The organism is Serratia sp. ME47 (assembly GCF_903970925.1).
In the GTDB taxonomy this organism is placed as follows: Bacteria; Pseudomonadota; Gammaproteobacteria; order Enterobacterales; family Enterobacteriaceae; genus Serratia; species Serratia ureilytica.
The window spans coordinates 24614-39349 of the sequence record NZ_CAJCKE010000009.1 but is presented as its reverse complement, the minus strand read 5'-3'; the positions used below and the strand labels follow the sequence as shown (position 1 = coordinate 39349).

The 14736-nt window shown below is 60.1% G+C and carries 14 protein-coding genes; 7 read left to right on the top strand and 7 right to left on the bottom strand.

The window, feature by feature from the left end:
• Positions 1–16 precede the first annotated feature (16 nt).
• Together iolB and H7A77_RS11370 are read right to left on the bottom strand one after the other, a co-directional pair.
• Entirely contained in the window at positions 17–838 is an 822-nt protein-coding gene (gene iolB / locus H7A77_RS11375) for a 5-deoxy-glucuronate isomerase (RefSeq protein WP_060660156.1), read from the bottom strand.
• Positions 839–915: 77 nt separating this feature from the next.
• Positions 916–2421, bottom strand: coding sequence for a CoA-acylating methylmalonate-semialdehyde dehydrogenase (locus H7A77_RS11370; protein WP_046687940.1), 1506 nt, complete (start codon positions 2419–2421; stop codon positions 916–918).
• Between the two features lie 556 nt (positions 2422–2977).
• On the opposite strand from H7A77_RS11370, the gene H7A77_RS11365 reads away from it, so the two are divergent.
• On the top strand, positions 2978–4420 hold the full coding sequence (locus tag H7A77_RS11365) for a sugar porter family MFS transporter (protein WP_182074202.1): 1443 nt from the start codon (positions 2978–2980) through the stop codon (positions 4418–4420).
• 31 nt (positions 4421–4451) lie between these two features.
• Entirely contained in the window at positions 4452–5288 is an 837-nt protein-coding gene (locus H7A77_RS11360; RefSeq protein ID WP_182074201.1) for a TIM barrel protein, read from the top strand.
• A gap of 35 nt (positions 5289–5323) precedes the next feature.
• Here H7A77_RS11360 and fetB read toward each other — a convergent pair whose 3' ends face one another.
• The 5 genes from fetB to H7A77_RS11335 all read right to left on the bottom strand — a co-directional run bounded on the left by fetB (position 5324) and on the right by H7A77_RS11335 (position 8828).
• The gene (gene fetB / locus H7A77_RS11355) at positions 5324–6097 is read right to left on the bottom strand and encodes an iron export ABC transporter permease subunit FetB (protein WP_033645324.1); all 774 of its coding nucleotides are present in this window, start codon (positions 6095–6097) and stop codon (positions 5324–5326) included.
• Complete coding sequence (fetA, locus tag H7A77_RS11350) at positions 6084–6761, bottom strand: iron ABC transporter ATP-binding protein FetA (RefSeq protein ID WP_042785526.1); 678 nt, start codon at positions 6759–6761, stop codon at positions 6084–6086. Before fetA ends, fetB begins: the two co-directional genes overlap by 14 nt.
• Before the next feature lie 189 nt (positions 6762–6950).
• Positions 6951–7238, bottom strand: a complete 288-nt coding sequence (locus H7A77_RS11345; RefSeq protein ID WP_033645326.1) for a FaeA/PapI family transcriptional regulator — start codon at positions 7236–7238, stop codon at positions 6951–6953.
• A 37-nt stretch (positions 7239–7275) separates the two neighbouring features.
• Positions 7276–8385 carry an FKBP-type peptidyl-prolyl cis-trans isomerase N-terminal domain-containing protein gene (locus H7A77_RS11340; protein WP_232091486.1) on the bottom strand — a complete coding sequence of 370 codons (1110 nt, stop codon included), beginning with the start codon at positions 8383–8385 and terminating at the stop codon, positions 7276–7278.
• 29 nt (positions 8386–8414) lie between these two features.
• Positions 8415–8828 carry a hypothetical protein gene (locus tag H7A77_RS11335; RefSeq protein ID WP_182074200.1) on the bottom strand — a complete coding sequence of 138 codons (414 nt, stop codon included), beginning with the start codon at positions 8826–8828 and terminating at the stop codon, positions 8415–8417.
• A 757-nt stretch (positions 8829–9585) separates the two neighbouring features.
• Between H7A77_RS11335 and H7A77_RS11330 the strand changes: the two genes are divergently transcribed.
• The 5 genes from H7A77_RS11330 to H7A77_RS11310 all read left to right on the top strand — a co-directional run bounded on the left by H7A77_RS11330 (position 9586) and on the right by H7A77_RS11310 (position 14726).
• Positions 9586–10116 carry a fimbrial protein gene (locus tag H7A77_RS11330; protein WP_019455211.1) on the top strand — a complete coding sequence of 177 codons (531 nt, stop codon included), beginning with the start codon at positions 9586–9588 and terminating at the stop codon, positions 10114–10116.
• Positions 10117–10207: 91 nt separating this feature from the next.
• Positions 10208–10759 (top strand): fimbrial protein, encoded by a 552-nt coding sequence (locus H7A77_RS11325; protein ID WP_033651771.1) that lies wholly within the window; start codon positions 10208–10210, stop codon positions 10757–10759.
• A gap of 71 nt (positions 10760–10830) precedes the next feature.
• Entirely contained in the window at positions 10831–13332 is a 2502-nt protein-coding gene (locus H7A77_RS11320) for a fimbria/pilus outer membrane usher protein (protein ID WP_182074199.1), read from the top strand.
• A 24-nt stretch (positions 13333–13356) separates the two neighbouring features.
• Complete coding sequence (locus H7A77_RS11315) at positions 13357–14103, top strand: molecular chaperone (RefSeq protein WP_033645332.1); 747 nt, start codon at positions 13357–13359, stop codon at positions 14101–14103.
• 11 nt (positions 14104–14114) lie between these two features.
• A complete protein-coding gene (locus H7A77_RS11310; RefSeq protein ID WP_033645333.1) occupies positions 14115–14726 on the top strand; it encodes a fimbrial protein in 612 nt (203 codons plus the stop codon).
• Positions 14727–14736: the final 10 nt, after the last annotated feature.

Genomic DNA, 14736 nt, shown 5'->3' with positions numbered 1-14736 from the left:
GCCGGGCCTCAAGCGCCTATTGCGCGGCGGGGTAGCCGTCGCCGTTAATCCAGGCGTGGTCTTTTTCCCAGGTGAACTTCCACTGCCGCACCGGCCCGGCCATCACGTTGAGGTAATAGTTGTCGTAACCCGCCAGGGTCGCCACCGGGTGATAACCGCGCGGCACTTTCACCACGTCGCGATTGTAGACCGGCATGCACTCGTCGAGCGTGCGGTCGTCGGTATAGACGCGCTGCATGCAGAACCCTTGCTCCGGCTGAATGCGGTGATAGTACGTCTCTTCCAGATAGGTTTCGTCCGGCGAGTCTTCTTGATCGTGCTTGTGGCTCGGATAGGAGCTGGTGTTGCCCTCGTCGGTGTAAACCTCCACCACCAGCAGACTGTCGGCCGGCTCGCTGTCCGGCAGAATGTTGTGCACCAGCCGCTGGTTGCGCCCCTTGCCGCGCCGCTCCACGCCGATATCCGCCGGCGTGATCAGCCGTGAAGGCAGGTGGCCGCCGCCGGGCGCGCTGCACACCGCCAGCTCCACATCGGTTTCTGCCCGCACGTCGATGCGATCGTGGTGCGGCACATACACCGCGTAAGGCGGCGTACGTTCGAACGGACTCATGCGTTTGCCGATATGCGGGTATTCGGCGCGCCGCGTGGCGACGGAGGCGATACCGGCCACCAGCACCAGACACAGTTCCTTGTCGCCGCATTCCAGCTGCAGCGACTGCCCGGCAGCCAGGCGGTAAACGTCAAAGCCGACATAGCGCCAACCGGCATTTTCCGGCGTCACGTGCTGGATACGCCCCTCGGCGTTTGGCGTCTGACATTTGGCAAGCAGTGAAGACATTTCGATTCTCCTGTTAACTCGCAGTGCAAAGGCCGTTGCTCCGAAGGAGCAACGGCCTGGCCTGAGTGTGAAAGCGCTTAGCCCAGCGTCGGCATGCTGAATTCGGACACCGTCTGCTGCCCGGCCGGCCAGCGCGCGGTGGCGGTCTTCATGCGCGTGTAGAAGCGCACGCCGTCGGTGCCGTGCACGTTCAACGCGCCGAACACCGAGCGCTTCCAGCCGCCGAAGCTGTGGAACGCCATCGGCACCGGCACCGGCACGTTGACGCCGACCATTCCGGCCTGCACGTCTTGCACGAACTGGCGCGCATAGTGGCCGCTGCCGGTGAAGATGGCGCTGCCGTTGCCGAATTCATGGCCGTTCACCGTGTCGATGGCGGTGCGGTAGTCCGGCACCCGTACGATGCCCAGCACCGGCCCAAAAATCTCTTCGCGGTAGATGCGCATGTTCGGCGTCACATGGTCGAACAGCGTGCCGCCGACGTAGTAGCCTTCAGGATAGCCCGGCACCTGATAGTTGCGGCCGTCGGCCACCAGGGTGGCGCCTTCTTCCACGCCCAAATCGATGTAGCCCAGCACCTTTTTCTGGTGAGCGGACGACACCAGCGGCCCCATTTCATTCTCTTCGCCGCCCTGCTGCAAGCCCGGCCCGACGCGCAGCTGCGCGATCAGCGGCTTCAGTTTGGCGATCAGTTTATCGGCAGTGTCGTCACCGACCACCACGGCGATCGGCAACGCCATGCAGCGCTCGCCGGCAGAGCCGAACGCGCCGCCCATCAGCGCGTTGACCGTGGCGTCCAGATCGGCGTCCGGCATGACGATCGCCTGGTTCTTCGCCGCGCCGAAGGCCTGCACCCGCTTGCCGTGCGCGCTGGCGGTGGTATAGATATGTTCCGCCACGGTGGAGGAGCCGACGAAGCTCACCGCCTGAATGCGCGGATCGGTACACAGCTGCGCCGCATCTTCATTGGCGCAGTGCACCACGTTGAACACGCCGTCCGGCAAACCGGCTTCCTTCAACAGTTCCGCCAGGCGCACCGAGGCCGAAGGCACCAGCGCCGGCGGCTTGAGGACGAAGGTGTTGCCGCAGGCCAGCGCGATGGGGAACATCCACATCGGCACCATCGCCGGGAAGTTGAACGGAGTAATGCCCGCCACCACGCCCAGCGGCTGCATCAGCGAGAAGCTGTCGACGCCGCTGCCGACGTCCGGCGAGTACTCGCCTTTGATCAGATGCGGGATGCCGCAGGCGAATTCGACCACTTCCATGCCGCGCGTCAGTTCGCCCAGCGCATCCGAATACACTTTGCCGTGCTCGCTGACGATAAGCTCGGCCAGCTCGTCGCGGTGCTGTTCCAGCAGCGCCTTGAAATTGAACATGATGCGCGCGCGGCGCAGCGGCGTAGTGCGCGACCAGTCGGCGAACGCCCGGTGGGCCACGTCGATGGCCTGCTTGACTTCGGCGGCGGTGCTCTGCGTGACGCGCCGCTCAACCTGCCCGCTGGCCGGGTTGTGCACGTCGACGGTCTGATTGCTGCTGCTCAGGCACACCTGCCCGTCAATAAAGTTACCCACGGTTTTCATGTCACGCCCTCTTTTCAAGTCCGCTGTCGCCTGGCCACACGCAGGCGGCGCGGCGTTAATCGTCCCGCTCGCCAAACCCCGTCGGCAAGCCGGCTACATCCTGACCGGATGCAGCAAACTCTATTTCATTGAAAAAAAAGTTTCAAATAAATTGTTTTGAAAAATTTATTTTTAGTGCGTGAGGTCGCAATTTTGCGGTGTCGATCGGGTTGGCGCTTTCATTACCGCGCCAATCAAGGCGCGGTTTCGCAGGAGAGTCCATCGCTAATGCACACTGACTTTGCTACAGAAAATCCGCACTGCGCCTGACCTGCGGCCGTTACCGCCTCCCTCCGAGCGCCCAAGGCGCCCGGATCGCTCGCGACGGTTTTTTTTGAACTGGATCTAAAAATCAATATTCCATTATTCACTAATTATGAAATAAATGTTCTTGTTTGTTCCAGCATTTATCAACGACATCGCCTTGATGACAGGCACGGTTCACACCCTTCCGCTCGCCCTCTTCCCGACACCCCAACCGTGCGGACGGAAGCCAGGATAAAAATCGGAGCAACACATGTCATATCAGCGTAAGCACAATACCGGTTACATATTGCGAATTTGCGGCATCGCCGCCCTGGGCGGCATTCTGTTCGGCTACGACACCGCCGTGATCTCCGGCGCGATCGAAGCGTTGAAAACCTATTTCGATCTCAGCCCGGCCGAAACCGGCTGGGCCGTCTCCAACGTGGTGATTGGCTGCGTGATCGGCGCCTTCGCCGCCGGGCCGCTGGCGGCGCGCTGGGGCCGTAAAAAGGCGCTGATGCTGGCGGCGCTGCTGTTCACCGTTTCCGCCGTCGGCGCCGCATTGGCCCCGACCTTCACCTGGTTCGTCATTTACCGCATCATCGGCGGGCTGGCGGTCGGCATCGCCGCCACCGTGTCGCCGATGTACATGTCGGAAGTGTCGCCGAAAGACATGCGCGGGCGGGCGCTCAGCATGCAGCAGTTCGCCATCGTCTTCGGTCAGATCGTGATTTTCTACGTCAACTTCAAAATCGCCAGCCTCGCCAGCGAAGCCTGGCTGGTGGAAATGGGCTGGCGCTGGATGTTCGCCTCGGGCGTGATCCCCTGCATTCTGTTCTGCATACTGGTGTTCGTCATTCCGGAATCGCCGCGCTGGAACGTGATGATGGGCCGCGACGATCAGGCGCTGGCGATGTTGACCAAAGTCTCCAACGCCGCCCACGCGCAGAATCTGCTGAAAGAAATCAAAGACTCGCTGCAGCAGGATCAACAGCAGCAGCACCGGAAGCTGAACTACGGCGATGTGCGGGTGCGTTTCATCCTGTTCGTCGGCTGTATGATCGCCATGCTGCAACAGGTCACCGGCGTTAACGTGATGATGTACTACGCGCCGGTGGTGCTGAAAACCGTCACCGAAAACGCGCAGGAAGCGCTGTTCCAGACCATCTGGATCGGCGTGCTGCAGCTGGTCGGTTCGGTCATCGGCGCCATGCTGATGGATCGCATGGGCCGCATTCCGTTGATGCGTTACGGCACGCTGGGCGCCATCGCCGGCCTGCTGCTCACCTCGTACGCGCTCTACACCCAGGCCACCGGCTATTTCGCGCTGTTCGGCATGCTGTTCTTCATGGTGTTTTATGCGCTCTCCTGGGGCGTCGGCGCCTGGGTGCTGGTGTCGGAGATCTTCCCGAACCGCATGCGCGCGCAGGGGATGAGCATCGCCGTCGGCTGCATGTGGGTCGCCAACTTCGCGGTGTCGCAGTCGTTCCCGATGATCAACGATCACCCTTACCTGTTCTCGCATTTCCACGGCGCCTTCCCGATGTGGATCTTCGCCGCCTGCTGTCTGTTCAGCTACTGGTTCATCGGCCGCTATATTCCGGAAACCAAAGGCGTCTCGCTGGAAAAAATGGAGCAGGTGGTGTTGGCCAAACGCCACCGCCAATCCCAGACCGACGGCAAGCCGCTGCCGCTGGAAAACGGCAAATCCTGATCTCTCAACCCTGACCGCTGGAGTCATGCCCATGAACATTGCGCTGGACCGCTTCTGCATTAACCGCAAGATCGCACCGAATCTCGATCTGGACCGTTTTTTCCGCCTGGTGAAACGCTGCGGGCTCAGCAAAGTCGAGCTGCGCAACGACATGCCCAGCGGCAAGGTGACCGACGATCTGAGCGACGCGCAGCTCAACGCGCTCGCCGCGCAATACGGCATCGAGATCGTCACGATCAACGCCCTCGGCAGGTTCAATCTGATGGATGACACGGCGGCGCTGCAACAGCGCGCCGAAACGATGCTGGCGCAGGCGCAGGCCATCCGCAGCCGGGCGCTGGTGCTGTGCCCGCACTGCAGCGCCGACGACACGCGCAGCGAGCAGCAAAAACGGGACGACACCCTCGCGGCGTTGCGGCTGCTGGCGCCGCTGTTTGCCCGCTATGGCGTACAGGGATACGTCGAACCGCTGGGCTTCGGCATCAGCTCGCTGCGATCGTCGCTGCTGACCCAGGCGCTCATCCGCGACTCGGGCGCGCCGTACCGCATCGTGCTCGATACGTTCCACCACTATCTGAGTGGCGTGACGCAGGCCGACTTCGACGCGCAGATCCAGGTGGCGCAGATCGGCCTGGTGCATCTGTCCGGCGTGGAGGACGGGCGGGATAAAAGCGCGCTGAGCGACGAAGAGCGCATCATGCTGAGTGAGAGCGATCGGCTGGAGAGCCGCCGCCAGGTGCAGAACCTGGAACGCCTGGGCTACACCGGCGTCTATGCCTTCGAACCGTTCTCTTCACAGCTGGACCGCTGGAGCGAGGCGGATATCGAACGGGAAATCCGCCAGAGCATCGCCCTGCTGCAAGGGTAAAAAAACGGCCTCCGCGGAGGCCGTTTTTCATGGCGTTACTTCAGGTTGCCGACCACCAGCTGATGGCGCTCATTGTAAAACTTACGGTAGGCCAGATAGCAGGCGATGATGGTCGACAGGCTGGCGGTGGAAAGCAGCATGAAGGTCACCATAATCTGATATTTGATCGCTTTCACCGGATCGATGCCGGCGAAGATAAGCCCGGACATCATGCCCGGCAGGCTGACCAGCCCAACGGTTTTCGCCGAGTCGACGGTCGGGATCAGCGAAGCGCGGATGCTGTCGCGGATCAGCGCCGCCGACGCGAACTTGGGCGTCGCCCCCAGGCTGAGCATTTCCTGAATCTTCTGCTGCTCGCTTTTGAAACGCTGGCCGAGGTTGGTATAGCACAGCCCCACCGCCACCATGGCGTTACCGGCGATCATCCCGGAGATGGGGATCACCTGCATCGGCGTAAATTCAATGGAGCCGGTCAACACCAGTACCGCCAGCGTCAGCACCGCGCCGGTGGTGATGGCGATAAACGACGTCACGAAAGCGTGTTCGACGTACTTGCTGCGTTTCTTGGCGTTGTAGGCCGCGTTAAAGCAGATGAACAGCACCATCAACACGGTGAGAACGGCGTTATCCAGGTCGAAAATATACTTCAGCACGTAGCCGACGATGATCAGCTGCACCACCGCGCGGCAGATGCTCCAGATGATGTCCTTTTCCAGCGCCAGCTTTTCCCGGTGGCTGATCAGGATGGCGACCACCACCAGCACCATCGACAAGCCCAAGGATTCGTTGGTGATATTATGCTGATTCATGCTGTTGCTCCTGTTGCTCGGCGCCGTGCGCGCGCAGGGTGATCACCTCGTCCGCATGCGCTATCTCTTCGGTATCGTGCGTCACCCACAGCACCGCCAGCCGGTGTTCCGCCACCAGCTGATGCACGATTTCGTTGACGTTGCGCTTATTTTCCTCGTCCAACGCGCTGGTGATCTCATCGAGCAACAGCACCCGCGGCATAAACTGCAGGTTGCGGATCAGGGACACGCGCTGCTTCTCCCCGCCGGACAGTTCATTGATGCTTTTCGTCAGCATCGCCTCCGGCAGGCCGAAACGCGCCAGATCGGCCTTCATTTTTCGCTCGGCCGGCGGTTCCTGGCGGATCTGATACGGCAGCGCCAGATTGTCGTAAACCGTATTACCGAACAGCGCCGGCGTCTGGAAGCAATAAGAGACCTGCTTGCGATACGCCTCCGGCGACATCTCGTCGATCGCCTGGCCGTCGAAATAGAGGCTTCCACTGGTCGGATTCATTAAGGAAGAGATGATTTTCAGCAGCGTGCTTTTTCCGCAGCCGGAAGGCCCGGTGATCAGTTTGAACTCGCCCTCACCCAACGTGAAAGAGACGGAGTCCAGGATCACCTGGCGGTCTATTTGATAATGAATATCATCCAATCTCAGTATGTCTTTCTTTTCCTTCATTACGATGCCGGCTCCCTACACCTGTTCCCGTCTGAGCGATAAGTATATGGTCGCAAAAAACATCTTAGCAATGCCTGCGCGGAGGGCGGAAAGCGGAGAGGAGGATTGGCGGAGCGAAATGCCCCGCCAAATAATAAGATTAATTAATGTTTAGCTGTAAGATAGTCAAAAGCGACCGTCAGGGTCGAATCACTCTTTTTTTATCGCTGCCTGTTCGTCGCAGCTGTACCAGCGTAGAGAATTGTTGATGCTGCGGTGGGTGCAGCGGACCTTGCCCTCCTTTTCCAGCGCCAGCAGCAGGGTGCGGGTGGTATAAATGTTTTCACCGCATTTATCCGCCAGCTCGCGGGTCTTCGGCCATTGCTCCGGCGGGGGATGATGGCCGCCGGAGCCTTCCACACGATCCCTGCACAATCCTTGCAACACATTCAGCATCAGCGATTTTCTGCTTTCAAACGTTTTCGGCGCCTTGGCCATAGCATTCCTCCTGAGTGGTTACTGCTGAGCTCCCCGCTCACGACTGCACGTCAGCGATGCGCAGGGTATAAATCATGGTGGCGTCCGGAGGGATCGCCGGCGGGCTGCCCTGCTTGCCGTACGCCAGCGCCGGCGGCACCACCAGCGTGATCGAGCCGTGGCGCTGCAGCTTCTCGATAGCCGCGCGAAACAGCGGCGGATAGCGCGTCAATGGCTGCGAGATCACCGTTCCCGCCAGCTCCATGTCTTTGATCACCCGGCCGTCGGTCAGGCTTTCGCGCACCACGATATCCACCCGATCGTCGGCGCCGATCGCACCGCTGCCGGCATAGTCCACCCGGTAGTAGAAACCGAGCGCATCTTGCTTGACTCCCTCCTGGCGGGCGAAATCGGCCAGATAGGCCTTGCCGTCCGGAGGGGGAGCCTGTGTCTGTTGCGTCTGCTGCAAACGTTGCTGCGCCGTGCGCAGCGCGCTGTCGATGGCGGCCTCATCCAGCCGCAACCGCCCGGCCAGGGTATCGGCGATGCCCGCCAGCAAAAGCCGCCGATCCGCCTCCAGTCCCGCACGCCGGTTCTCCTGTTGCAGATGCAAAATATCGCGCCCCAGCGATACGCCGGCGGCATACGCCTGCTTGTCCGCCTCGCTGGCCAGCACCGGGGCCTCAGCCGCCTGCCGCCGCTCAGCCAGCAAGGTGTCTACCCGCTGTCGTTGCTGTGCCAACTGCGCCGTCAAGCTTGCGCTGCGCTGTTCGGCCCGCGTGAGCGAAGCGGCCAGCGCGGTGACCTCAGGCAACGGCGCAACGGCCTGCCGCAACGCCTTCAGGGCATCGGCCAGCGGCCGAATATCGACATCGGTCCGCGCGCTTTTCGGCGCCGCGGCGGCCTGAGCCGCCGCCAACTGGCGCTCCAGCTGACGGATTTTCTCCGCCTGCTGTTGTACAGAGTGCTTCAGAGAAGTTAAACGAGCGCCGTCTGCCCCCGCGACGGCGGCCGGTTTGGCGGCCGGTGCGGGCGCCGGTTTACGCGCGGTTTCCTCCTTGAGCGCGGCCGGTGGAGCCTGCCGCTGTTCGGCAAACTTCAACAGGGCGGGAATGCCGTCGTCAGCGGCGCAAACGGCACCGCTCAGCGCCAACAGCCAAAGCCCCATCGCCCATCTTTGCGCGCATCGCTTCATGGCTACAGATTCTCGACCCGGTTGGACAGATCGGACATCAGCTCATGTTCAACGTCGGCGCAGAATTTCTCGGTTTTATATTGATAAAGAGCATCAATCGCTTTACGGGTGCTTTCATCCACATTGCCGCGCACGCCGGCATATCCGGAAGCGTTGGAAAGCAGACCGTTAAAATAGGCAATGCGTTTTTGGTAACTCTGCGGATTAATATTTTTTAATGAGTTAACCCGTTGCTGGCAAAGCGCGATACGTTGTTCATCGGATTTATCATTAGGATTGTTCTGTGAAAGTTTTTTCACGGAATTCAGGTTTGTCTTGCTACCGCCCACGCAGCCTGACAGCGACATGACAGACAGTAAAAATATAGCAGAAACTACCGTACGGCGGCTGCCGCAAGCATTAATCATCGTTATCATTCCGTTTATAATCCTTTAATTGTCACTTAGGTCATCATTATGTGGCGAACGGCAACAGCACATGCCTTAATTTGATTAATCAAAATGGGTTAGGCAGTGAAAAATCCCTATACCGCAGTGCGATAGAATAATTCACTACCGATGACATTGTTATTTAATTGTTAATGAATTAGACCTAAACGCGGGCTAAACACGAATAAAAAAGCCAATCCCTTAGGGGGAGAAAACCACGAAACAACAATAAAAACAATAGATTATGTTTTATATTTTGTTTCTAAAGGGAAATTCATCATCTGCTGCCTCAGGGCGATATTAGCAAAACAATATGGCGAATTGTAGGTATCAGCCTATTTCCCCCGATCTAATATCTCGCATATCGTTATTTATATAGTGATTTATACTGGATAATATTTGTATACGATCTATTGGTTTTAAAGCAAATATATTTCTTTTTCCTTTTGGTTTTATATTCTGAATTTGACTTAATTTAATAAAATCTATTTCCAAGCAATACTATTATTTGCAAGAATATTCCCAGCAACACGCCACACGTAAAACTCGTATTTTATTTACCAGAAAATCCATTGTCGATTTTCCCAATCTCGTTATTTCTCATAAATAACGGATGTTGGCGTATTGCCCAGAGCAAAAGGATCTGGCTCCAACCGTACGGCCGGCGACATGACGTTGCCACCGCTGCGGGGGATTTAGATGTGCTGTTCTTTTTATTTAAAAACTCTCTACAGGAACCTGAGAAATGAAACTGAATAAATTAATGCTGGCAACCGTGATTGCTTTCGCTTCTGCATCTGTTGCTCACGCCGCATCTAATCAGGGCAGTGGTAAAGTCACCTTTACCGGCGAAATTATCGATGCGCCATGCAGCGTCGCGCCGGAATCCGTTGACCAAACCGTACCAATGGGCCAAATCAGCAGCCGCATCCTGGCTAACCAGGGTAAATCCAGCATGCAACCTTTCAACATCGAACTGAAAGATTGCTCCATCTCCACCATGAAAAACGTCAAGGTGACCTTTACCGGCACGCCTGATCCGGTCAACAACAAACTGCTGGCCCTGAGCGGCACGGCAACCGGCGCCGGCATCGTGATCTACGACAACCTGCACTCCAAGGAAGTGGAACTGGGCACGGCAACCGACGGTCAGGGCCTGAACGACGGCGACAACTCGCTGAAATTCGCCGCTTACCTGCAGGGCAGCAGCGCCTCCGCCGCCGTGGTGCCGGGCGACTTCACCAGCGTGGCCAACTTCACCCTGGCTTACCTGTAATACCCCACAGGGGATGTCTCAGGGCATCCCCCGCTTGATTGCATGCCGACGAGAGCGGCAAGGGAACAGGGCAAGACAGGGAGACGCCAGCATGACTATCCGCCTTTGCGGCCTGTTGCTCATCGCGCTCAGCGTAGGCAGCGCGGCGGCGGCAGTGAAAAATCAGGGCCACGGCAAAGTCAGCCTGGGCGGCACCATCGTTGAAACGCCGTGCGGCATCGCCAGCGACAGCCTGGATCAAACCGTCGATTTCGGTCTGATCGCCATGACCGATGCCTCGCAGGACGGGCAATCGGTGCTGATCGGCAGCCGCCGTCATTTCACGATCAAACTGGTGAACTGCGAACTGGCCAGCCAGGTGAAGCCTGACTTCATCTATCGCGCGGCCAACGTCACCTTCGACGGCACCGCCGACAGCCGGGATCCTTCCCTGCTGGGCGTCTACGGCGAGGCGCAGGGCGTGGCTATCGAGCTGTTGACCGATGCCGGCACCCCGATCCCGCTCGGCAGCACGACGGCGGATTACCAGATCGTCGCCGGCGACAACACGCTGCGTTTTGGCGCGCAGTTGCGCCTGCATCCCGATAAGGCGCGGGCGGGCGGCTTCAGCTCTCTGGCCAAATTCACCCTGTCTTATCTCTAGCGCCGGCGGGCGCTGCACAGCATTACGTATTCAGGTCGCACGGATGACCTGCTATTGGGCGCGGACTTGCCATGAGTGATTATGCTATGACGTCATTACTGACACGGAAACACCTACCTCTTCTCGTCATTCTATCTTTCCTCTGGGTGCGTCCGGCATTTTCCGCCACGGAATTCAATACCGACGTCCTGGATATCGGCGAGCGCAGCAAAGTGGATCTTTCGCGTTTCTCCGATGCCGACTACGTCATGCCCGGCGCTTATTTGCTGGACATCAAGATCAACCAGAAAACGCTGCCCCAGCGCAGCATTCAGTATTTCCCGTCGCCGGATAACAAGAGCGGCAGCCAGGTGTGCCTGCCGCCTGATCTGGTGGAAAAAATGGCGCTGAAAGAAGAAGCGGCCAAAAAAGTCACCCTGTGGCACGACAACCAGTGCGCCGACATTCGCGGCATCAAAGGCGCGACCGTCTCCGATCGCATCGGCGGCGGCGTGCTGGCGATCACCATCCCGCAGGCGTGGATGAAATACTCCGATCCCGACTGGACGCCGCCCGAGCAGTGGGACGACGGCATTCCCGGCCTGCTGCTGGACTACAACCTGAGCGGCCAGTTAGGCAAGCAGAATCACAACAACAACACCGCCCAGAACCTGAGCAGCTACGGCACGCTGGGCGCCAACCTGGGCCCCTGGCGCCTGCGCGCGGACTACCAGGCCAATTACAATCAGCAGGCCGGCGATCGCAGCACCGGCTTCGACTGGAACCAGATCTACGCCTACCGCGCGCTGCCGATGCAGGCCGCCAAGCTGACGCTGGGTGAGATTTATCTCGACTCCGGGGTGTTCGACGCCTATCGCTTCACCGGCCTCAATCTGGCCAGCGACGAGCGCATGCTGCCGCCGAACCTGCAGGGCTACGCGCCGGAAGTGCGCGGCATCGCCAAGAGCAACGCCAAGATCACCGTCTCGCAGGAAGGCCGCACGCTGTACGAAACCACCGTGCCCGCCGGGCCGTTCGCCATTCAGGATCTCAACAGCTCGGTGCGCGGCAAGCTGGACGTCAAGGTGGAAGAGCAGGACGGCACCGTCTCGACCTTCCAGGTGGATACCGCCACCATTCCGTACCTGACCCGCCCGGGCTACGTGCGCTACAACGTGGCGCTCGGCAAAACCTCGGCCTACGACCACCGCACCCAGGGCCCGCTGTTTTCCGCCAGCGACTTCTCCTGGGGGCTGAGCAACGCCTGGTCGCTGTATGGCGGGGCGCTGCTCGGCGGCGACTATAACGCCTGGGCGCTCGGCCTCGGCCGCGATCTGAACGTGTTCGGCGCCATGTCGCTGGACGTCACCCAGTCGATCGCCCGTCTGCCCGGCGAGCCGACCGCCAGCGGCATGTCGTTCAAGCTCAACTACGCCAAACGGTTCGATGAGCTGAACAGCCAGATCACCTTCGCCGGCTACCGCTTCTCGCAGCGCAAGTTCATGAACATGTCGCAGTACCTGCAGGAGCGTTACGGCGATTACGACAAGAATTACAACGGCCGCCAGAAAGAGCTGTACACCATCACCGCCAGCAAAACCTTTATGGCGGAAGACAGCGCCAAGGCGATCACCGCCTACCTGACCTACTCGCACCAGACCTATTGGGATGCGCGAACCCAGGACCGTTACGGGCTGTCGGCCAGCAAGCTGTTCAGCGTCGGCGATATCAGCAACATCACCGCCTCGCTGTCGGCTTACCGCACCTATTACCAGGGCCGCACCGACGACAGCGTGATGCTCAACTTCACCGTGCCGATCGGCGACCGTCGGCGCGTCGGTTATGCGCTGCAAACCAACAACGGCGATGTCACGCAGACCGCGTCGTACAACGACTACAGCGATCCGGACAATACCTGGCAGGTCAGCGGCGGCTTTAATCAGTCCGGCAAATCGCTGGCGCGCGGGTACTACACCCACAACGCCTCGTTCGGCTCGCTGAACGCCAGCGCCTCTTACCAGCAGGACAGCTACTCGTCGATCGGCGGCTCGTTCCGCGGCGGCCTCACCGCCACCCGGCACGGCATCGCGGCGCATCAGAACTCGAGCAACGGCGGCAGCCGCATGATGCTCGACACCGACGGCATCGCCGGCGTGCCGCTCAACAACGGCCGCGCCTACAGCAACCGTTTCGGGCTGGCGGTGATTTCCGACATCACCAGCTACTACAACACCGACACCCGCATCGACGTCAACAAGCTGGCGGACGACGTCGAGGCCACTCGCGCCGTGGTGCAAGGCACGCTGACCGAAGGCGCCATCGGCTACCGCCACTTCGAGGTGGTGAAAGGCAGCAAGCTGTTGGCCACCATTCGCCTCGCGGACGGCAGCGAACCGCCGTTCGGCGCCGCGGTGCTGAGCGAGAAAGGCCGCGAGGTCGCGGTGGTCAACGACGGCGGCTCGGTCTACCTGACCGGCGTGCAGCCGGAGGAAAAACTGGACGTCGCCTGGGAAGGCCAACGCCGCTGCCGCATCGTGATCCCGGGCGCCGCCAAGCCGCTGGACCAGCTGCTGCTGCCGTGCGCCACCCTGTAATCCGTAACGCTGAGAAATAATGACATGAACAAACACCCGATAACGCTACTGACCGCCGCCGGCCTGGCCCTGAGCGCCGTACTGCCCACCGCCGACGCGGCGATATCGCTGGATCGCACGCGCGCCGTTTATGTGAGCGACGCCAAATCGATCAGCCTGAATATCGTCAACGAAAACAAAGAGCTGCCCTTCCTGGCGCAATCCTGGCTTGAGAACGAGCAGCACCAGAAAATCACCTCGCCGCTGGTGGTGCTACCGCCGCTGCAGCGCGTGGAACCAAGCGAGCGCAGCGTGGTGCGCATCACCAAGACGCCGGAGGCGGATCGCCTGCCGCAGGATCGCGAGTCGGTGTTCTACTTCAACCTGCGCGAAATTCCGCCGAAAAGCACCAAAACCAACGTGATGCAGCTGGCGTTGCAAACGCAGATCAAACTGTTCTATCGGCCGAAAGCCATCGTCGCGCCCAAGGGCCAGGTGTGGCAGGAAAAGCTGGTGTTCCGTAAAAGCGGCGGCGCCATCACCGTCGACAACCCGACGCCGTTTTACATCACCCTGACCGGCATGACGCGGCAGACGCAAAAACAGGGCGGCGGCGCGATCGGCGGTTTTCAGCCGCTGATGCTGAAGCCGAAATCCAGCGAAAGCCTCAAGCTGCAAGAGACCGGCATGAACAGCTTCGTCATCACCTACATCAACGACTACGGCGGCCATCCGGAGCTGCGCTTCGTCTGCAATGGCGGCGTTTGCACCGCCGTGCCCGAGAAAAAATAAGGAGGTCCAGCATGGCTGAATTCACCGATCGACTGCGCCCACTGCTGCTCGGCGCACTGCTGTGCGGCGGCGGCGCGATGGCGGCAACGCCGCTGGGCGTGATTGAAGGCACCACCGGCACCGTCAGCTTTCACGGCGGCCTGCTCAGCTCTCCCTGCAGCCTGACTCCGGACAGCCGGGATCAGTCCGTCGATCTGGGCGACGTCAGCGCACGCGACTTCCGCAACGCCGGCGATCGCAGCGCGCCGGTGCGTTTTCGCCTCTCGTTCCGCAACTGCCTGCTGGGCGCGCGCGCGCTGGCGGATAACCCGGCCGGCCCGCGCAACGGCGACGCCGGCCGCCTCTACCTGCAAGGTGAGCAGGCCGCCACGCTGGTGTTTCTCGGCGAAAGCGACGTCGATAACCCATCGCTGCTGAAGCTGAACGGCGGCGTGCAGGGCATCGGTCTGCGGCTGCAAGACCAACAAGGCCAGGCGCTGGAGCTGAATCAACGCAGCCGCCCTTACATTCTGCAACCCGGTAGCAACACCCTGTGGTTCAGCGCCAGCGTGGAATCCACCCAGCGGGCGGTGATGGCGGCCGGGTTTGCCGCCGTGGCGCACATTCAGGTGATTTACCTGTGAGGTTCGAGAA

Coding starts and splice junctions, on each gene's coding strand:
- iolB (WP_060660156.1), bottom strand. CDS start 838: ATGTCTTCACTGCTTGCCAAATGTCAGACGCCAAACGCCGAGGGGCGT.
- H7A77_RS11370 (WP_046687940.1), bottom strand. CDS start 2,421: ATGAAAACCGTGGGTAACTTTATTGACGGGCAGGTGTGCCTGAGCAGC.
- H7A77_RS11365 (WP_182074202.1), top strand. CDS start 2,978: ATGTCATATCAGCGTAAGCACAATACCGGTTACATATTGCGAATTTGC.
- H7A77_RS11360 (WP_182074201.1), top strand. CDS start 4,452: ATGAACATTGCGCTGGACCGCTTCTGCATTAACCGCAAGATCGCACCG.
- fetB (WP_033645324.1), bottom strand. CDS start 6,097: ATGAATCAGCATAATATCACCAACGAATCCTTGGGCTTGTCGATGGTG.
- fetA (WP_042785526.1), bottom strand. CDS start 6,761: ATGAAGGAAAAGAAAGACATACTGAGATTGGATGATATTCATTATCAA.
- H7A77_RS11345 (WP_033645326.1), bottom strand. CDS start 7,238: ATGGCCAAGGCGCCGAAAACGTTTGAAAGCAGAAAATCGCTGATGCTG.
- H7A77_RS11340 (WP_232091486.1), bottom strand. CDS start 8,385: ATGGGGCTTTGGCTGTTGGCGCTGAGCGGTGCCGTTTGCGCCGCTGAC.
- H7A77_RS11335 (WP_182074200.1), bottom strand. CDS start 8,828: ATGATAACGATGATTAATGCTTGCGGCAGCCGCCGTACGGTAGTTTCT.
- H7A77_RS11330 (WP_019455211.1), top strand. CDS start 9,586: ATGAAACTGAATAAATTAATGCTGGCAACCGTGATTGCTTTCGCTTCT.
- H7A77_RS11325 (WP_033651771.1), top strand. CDS start 10,208: ATGACTATCCGCCTTTGCGGCCTGTTGCTCATCGCGCTCAGCGTAGGC.
- H7A77_RS11320 (WP_182074199.1), top strand. CDS start 10,831: ATGAGTGATTATGCTATGACGTCATTACTGACACGGAAACACCTACCT.
- H7A77_RS11315 (WP_033645332.1), top strand. CDS start 13,357: ATGAACAAACACCCGATAACGCTACTGACCGCCGCCGGCCTGGCCCTG.
- H7A77_RS11310 (WP_033645333.1), top strand. CDS start 14,115: ATGGCTGAATTCACCGATCGACTGCGCCCACTGCTGCTCGGCGCACTG.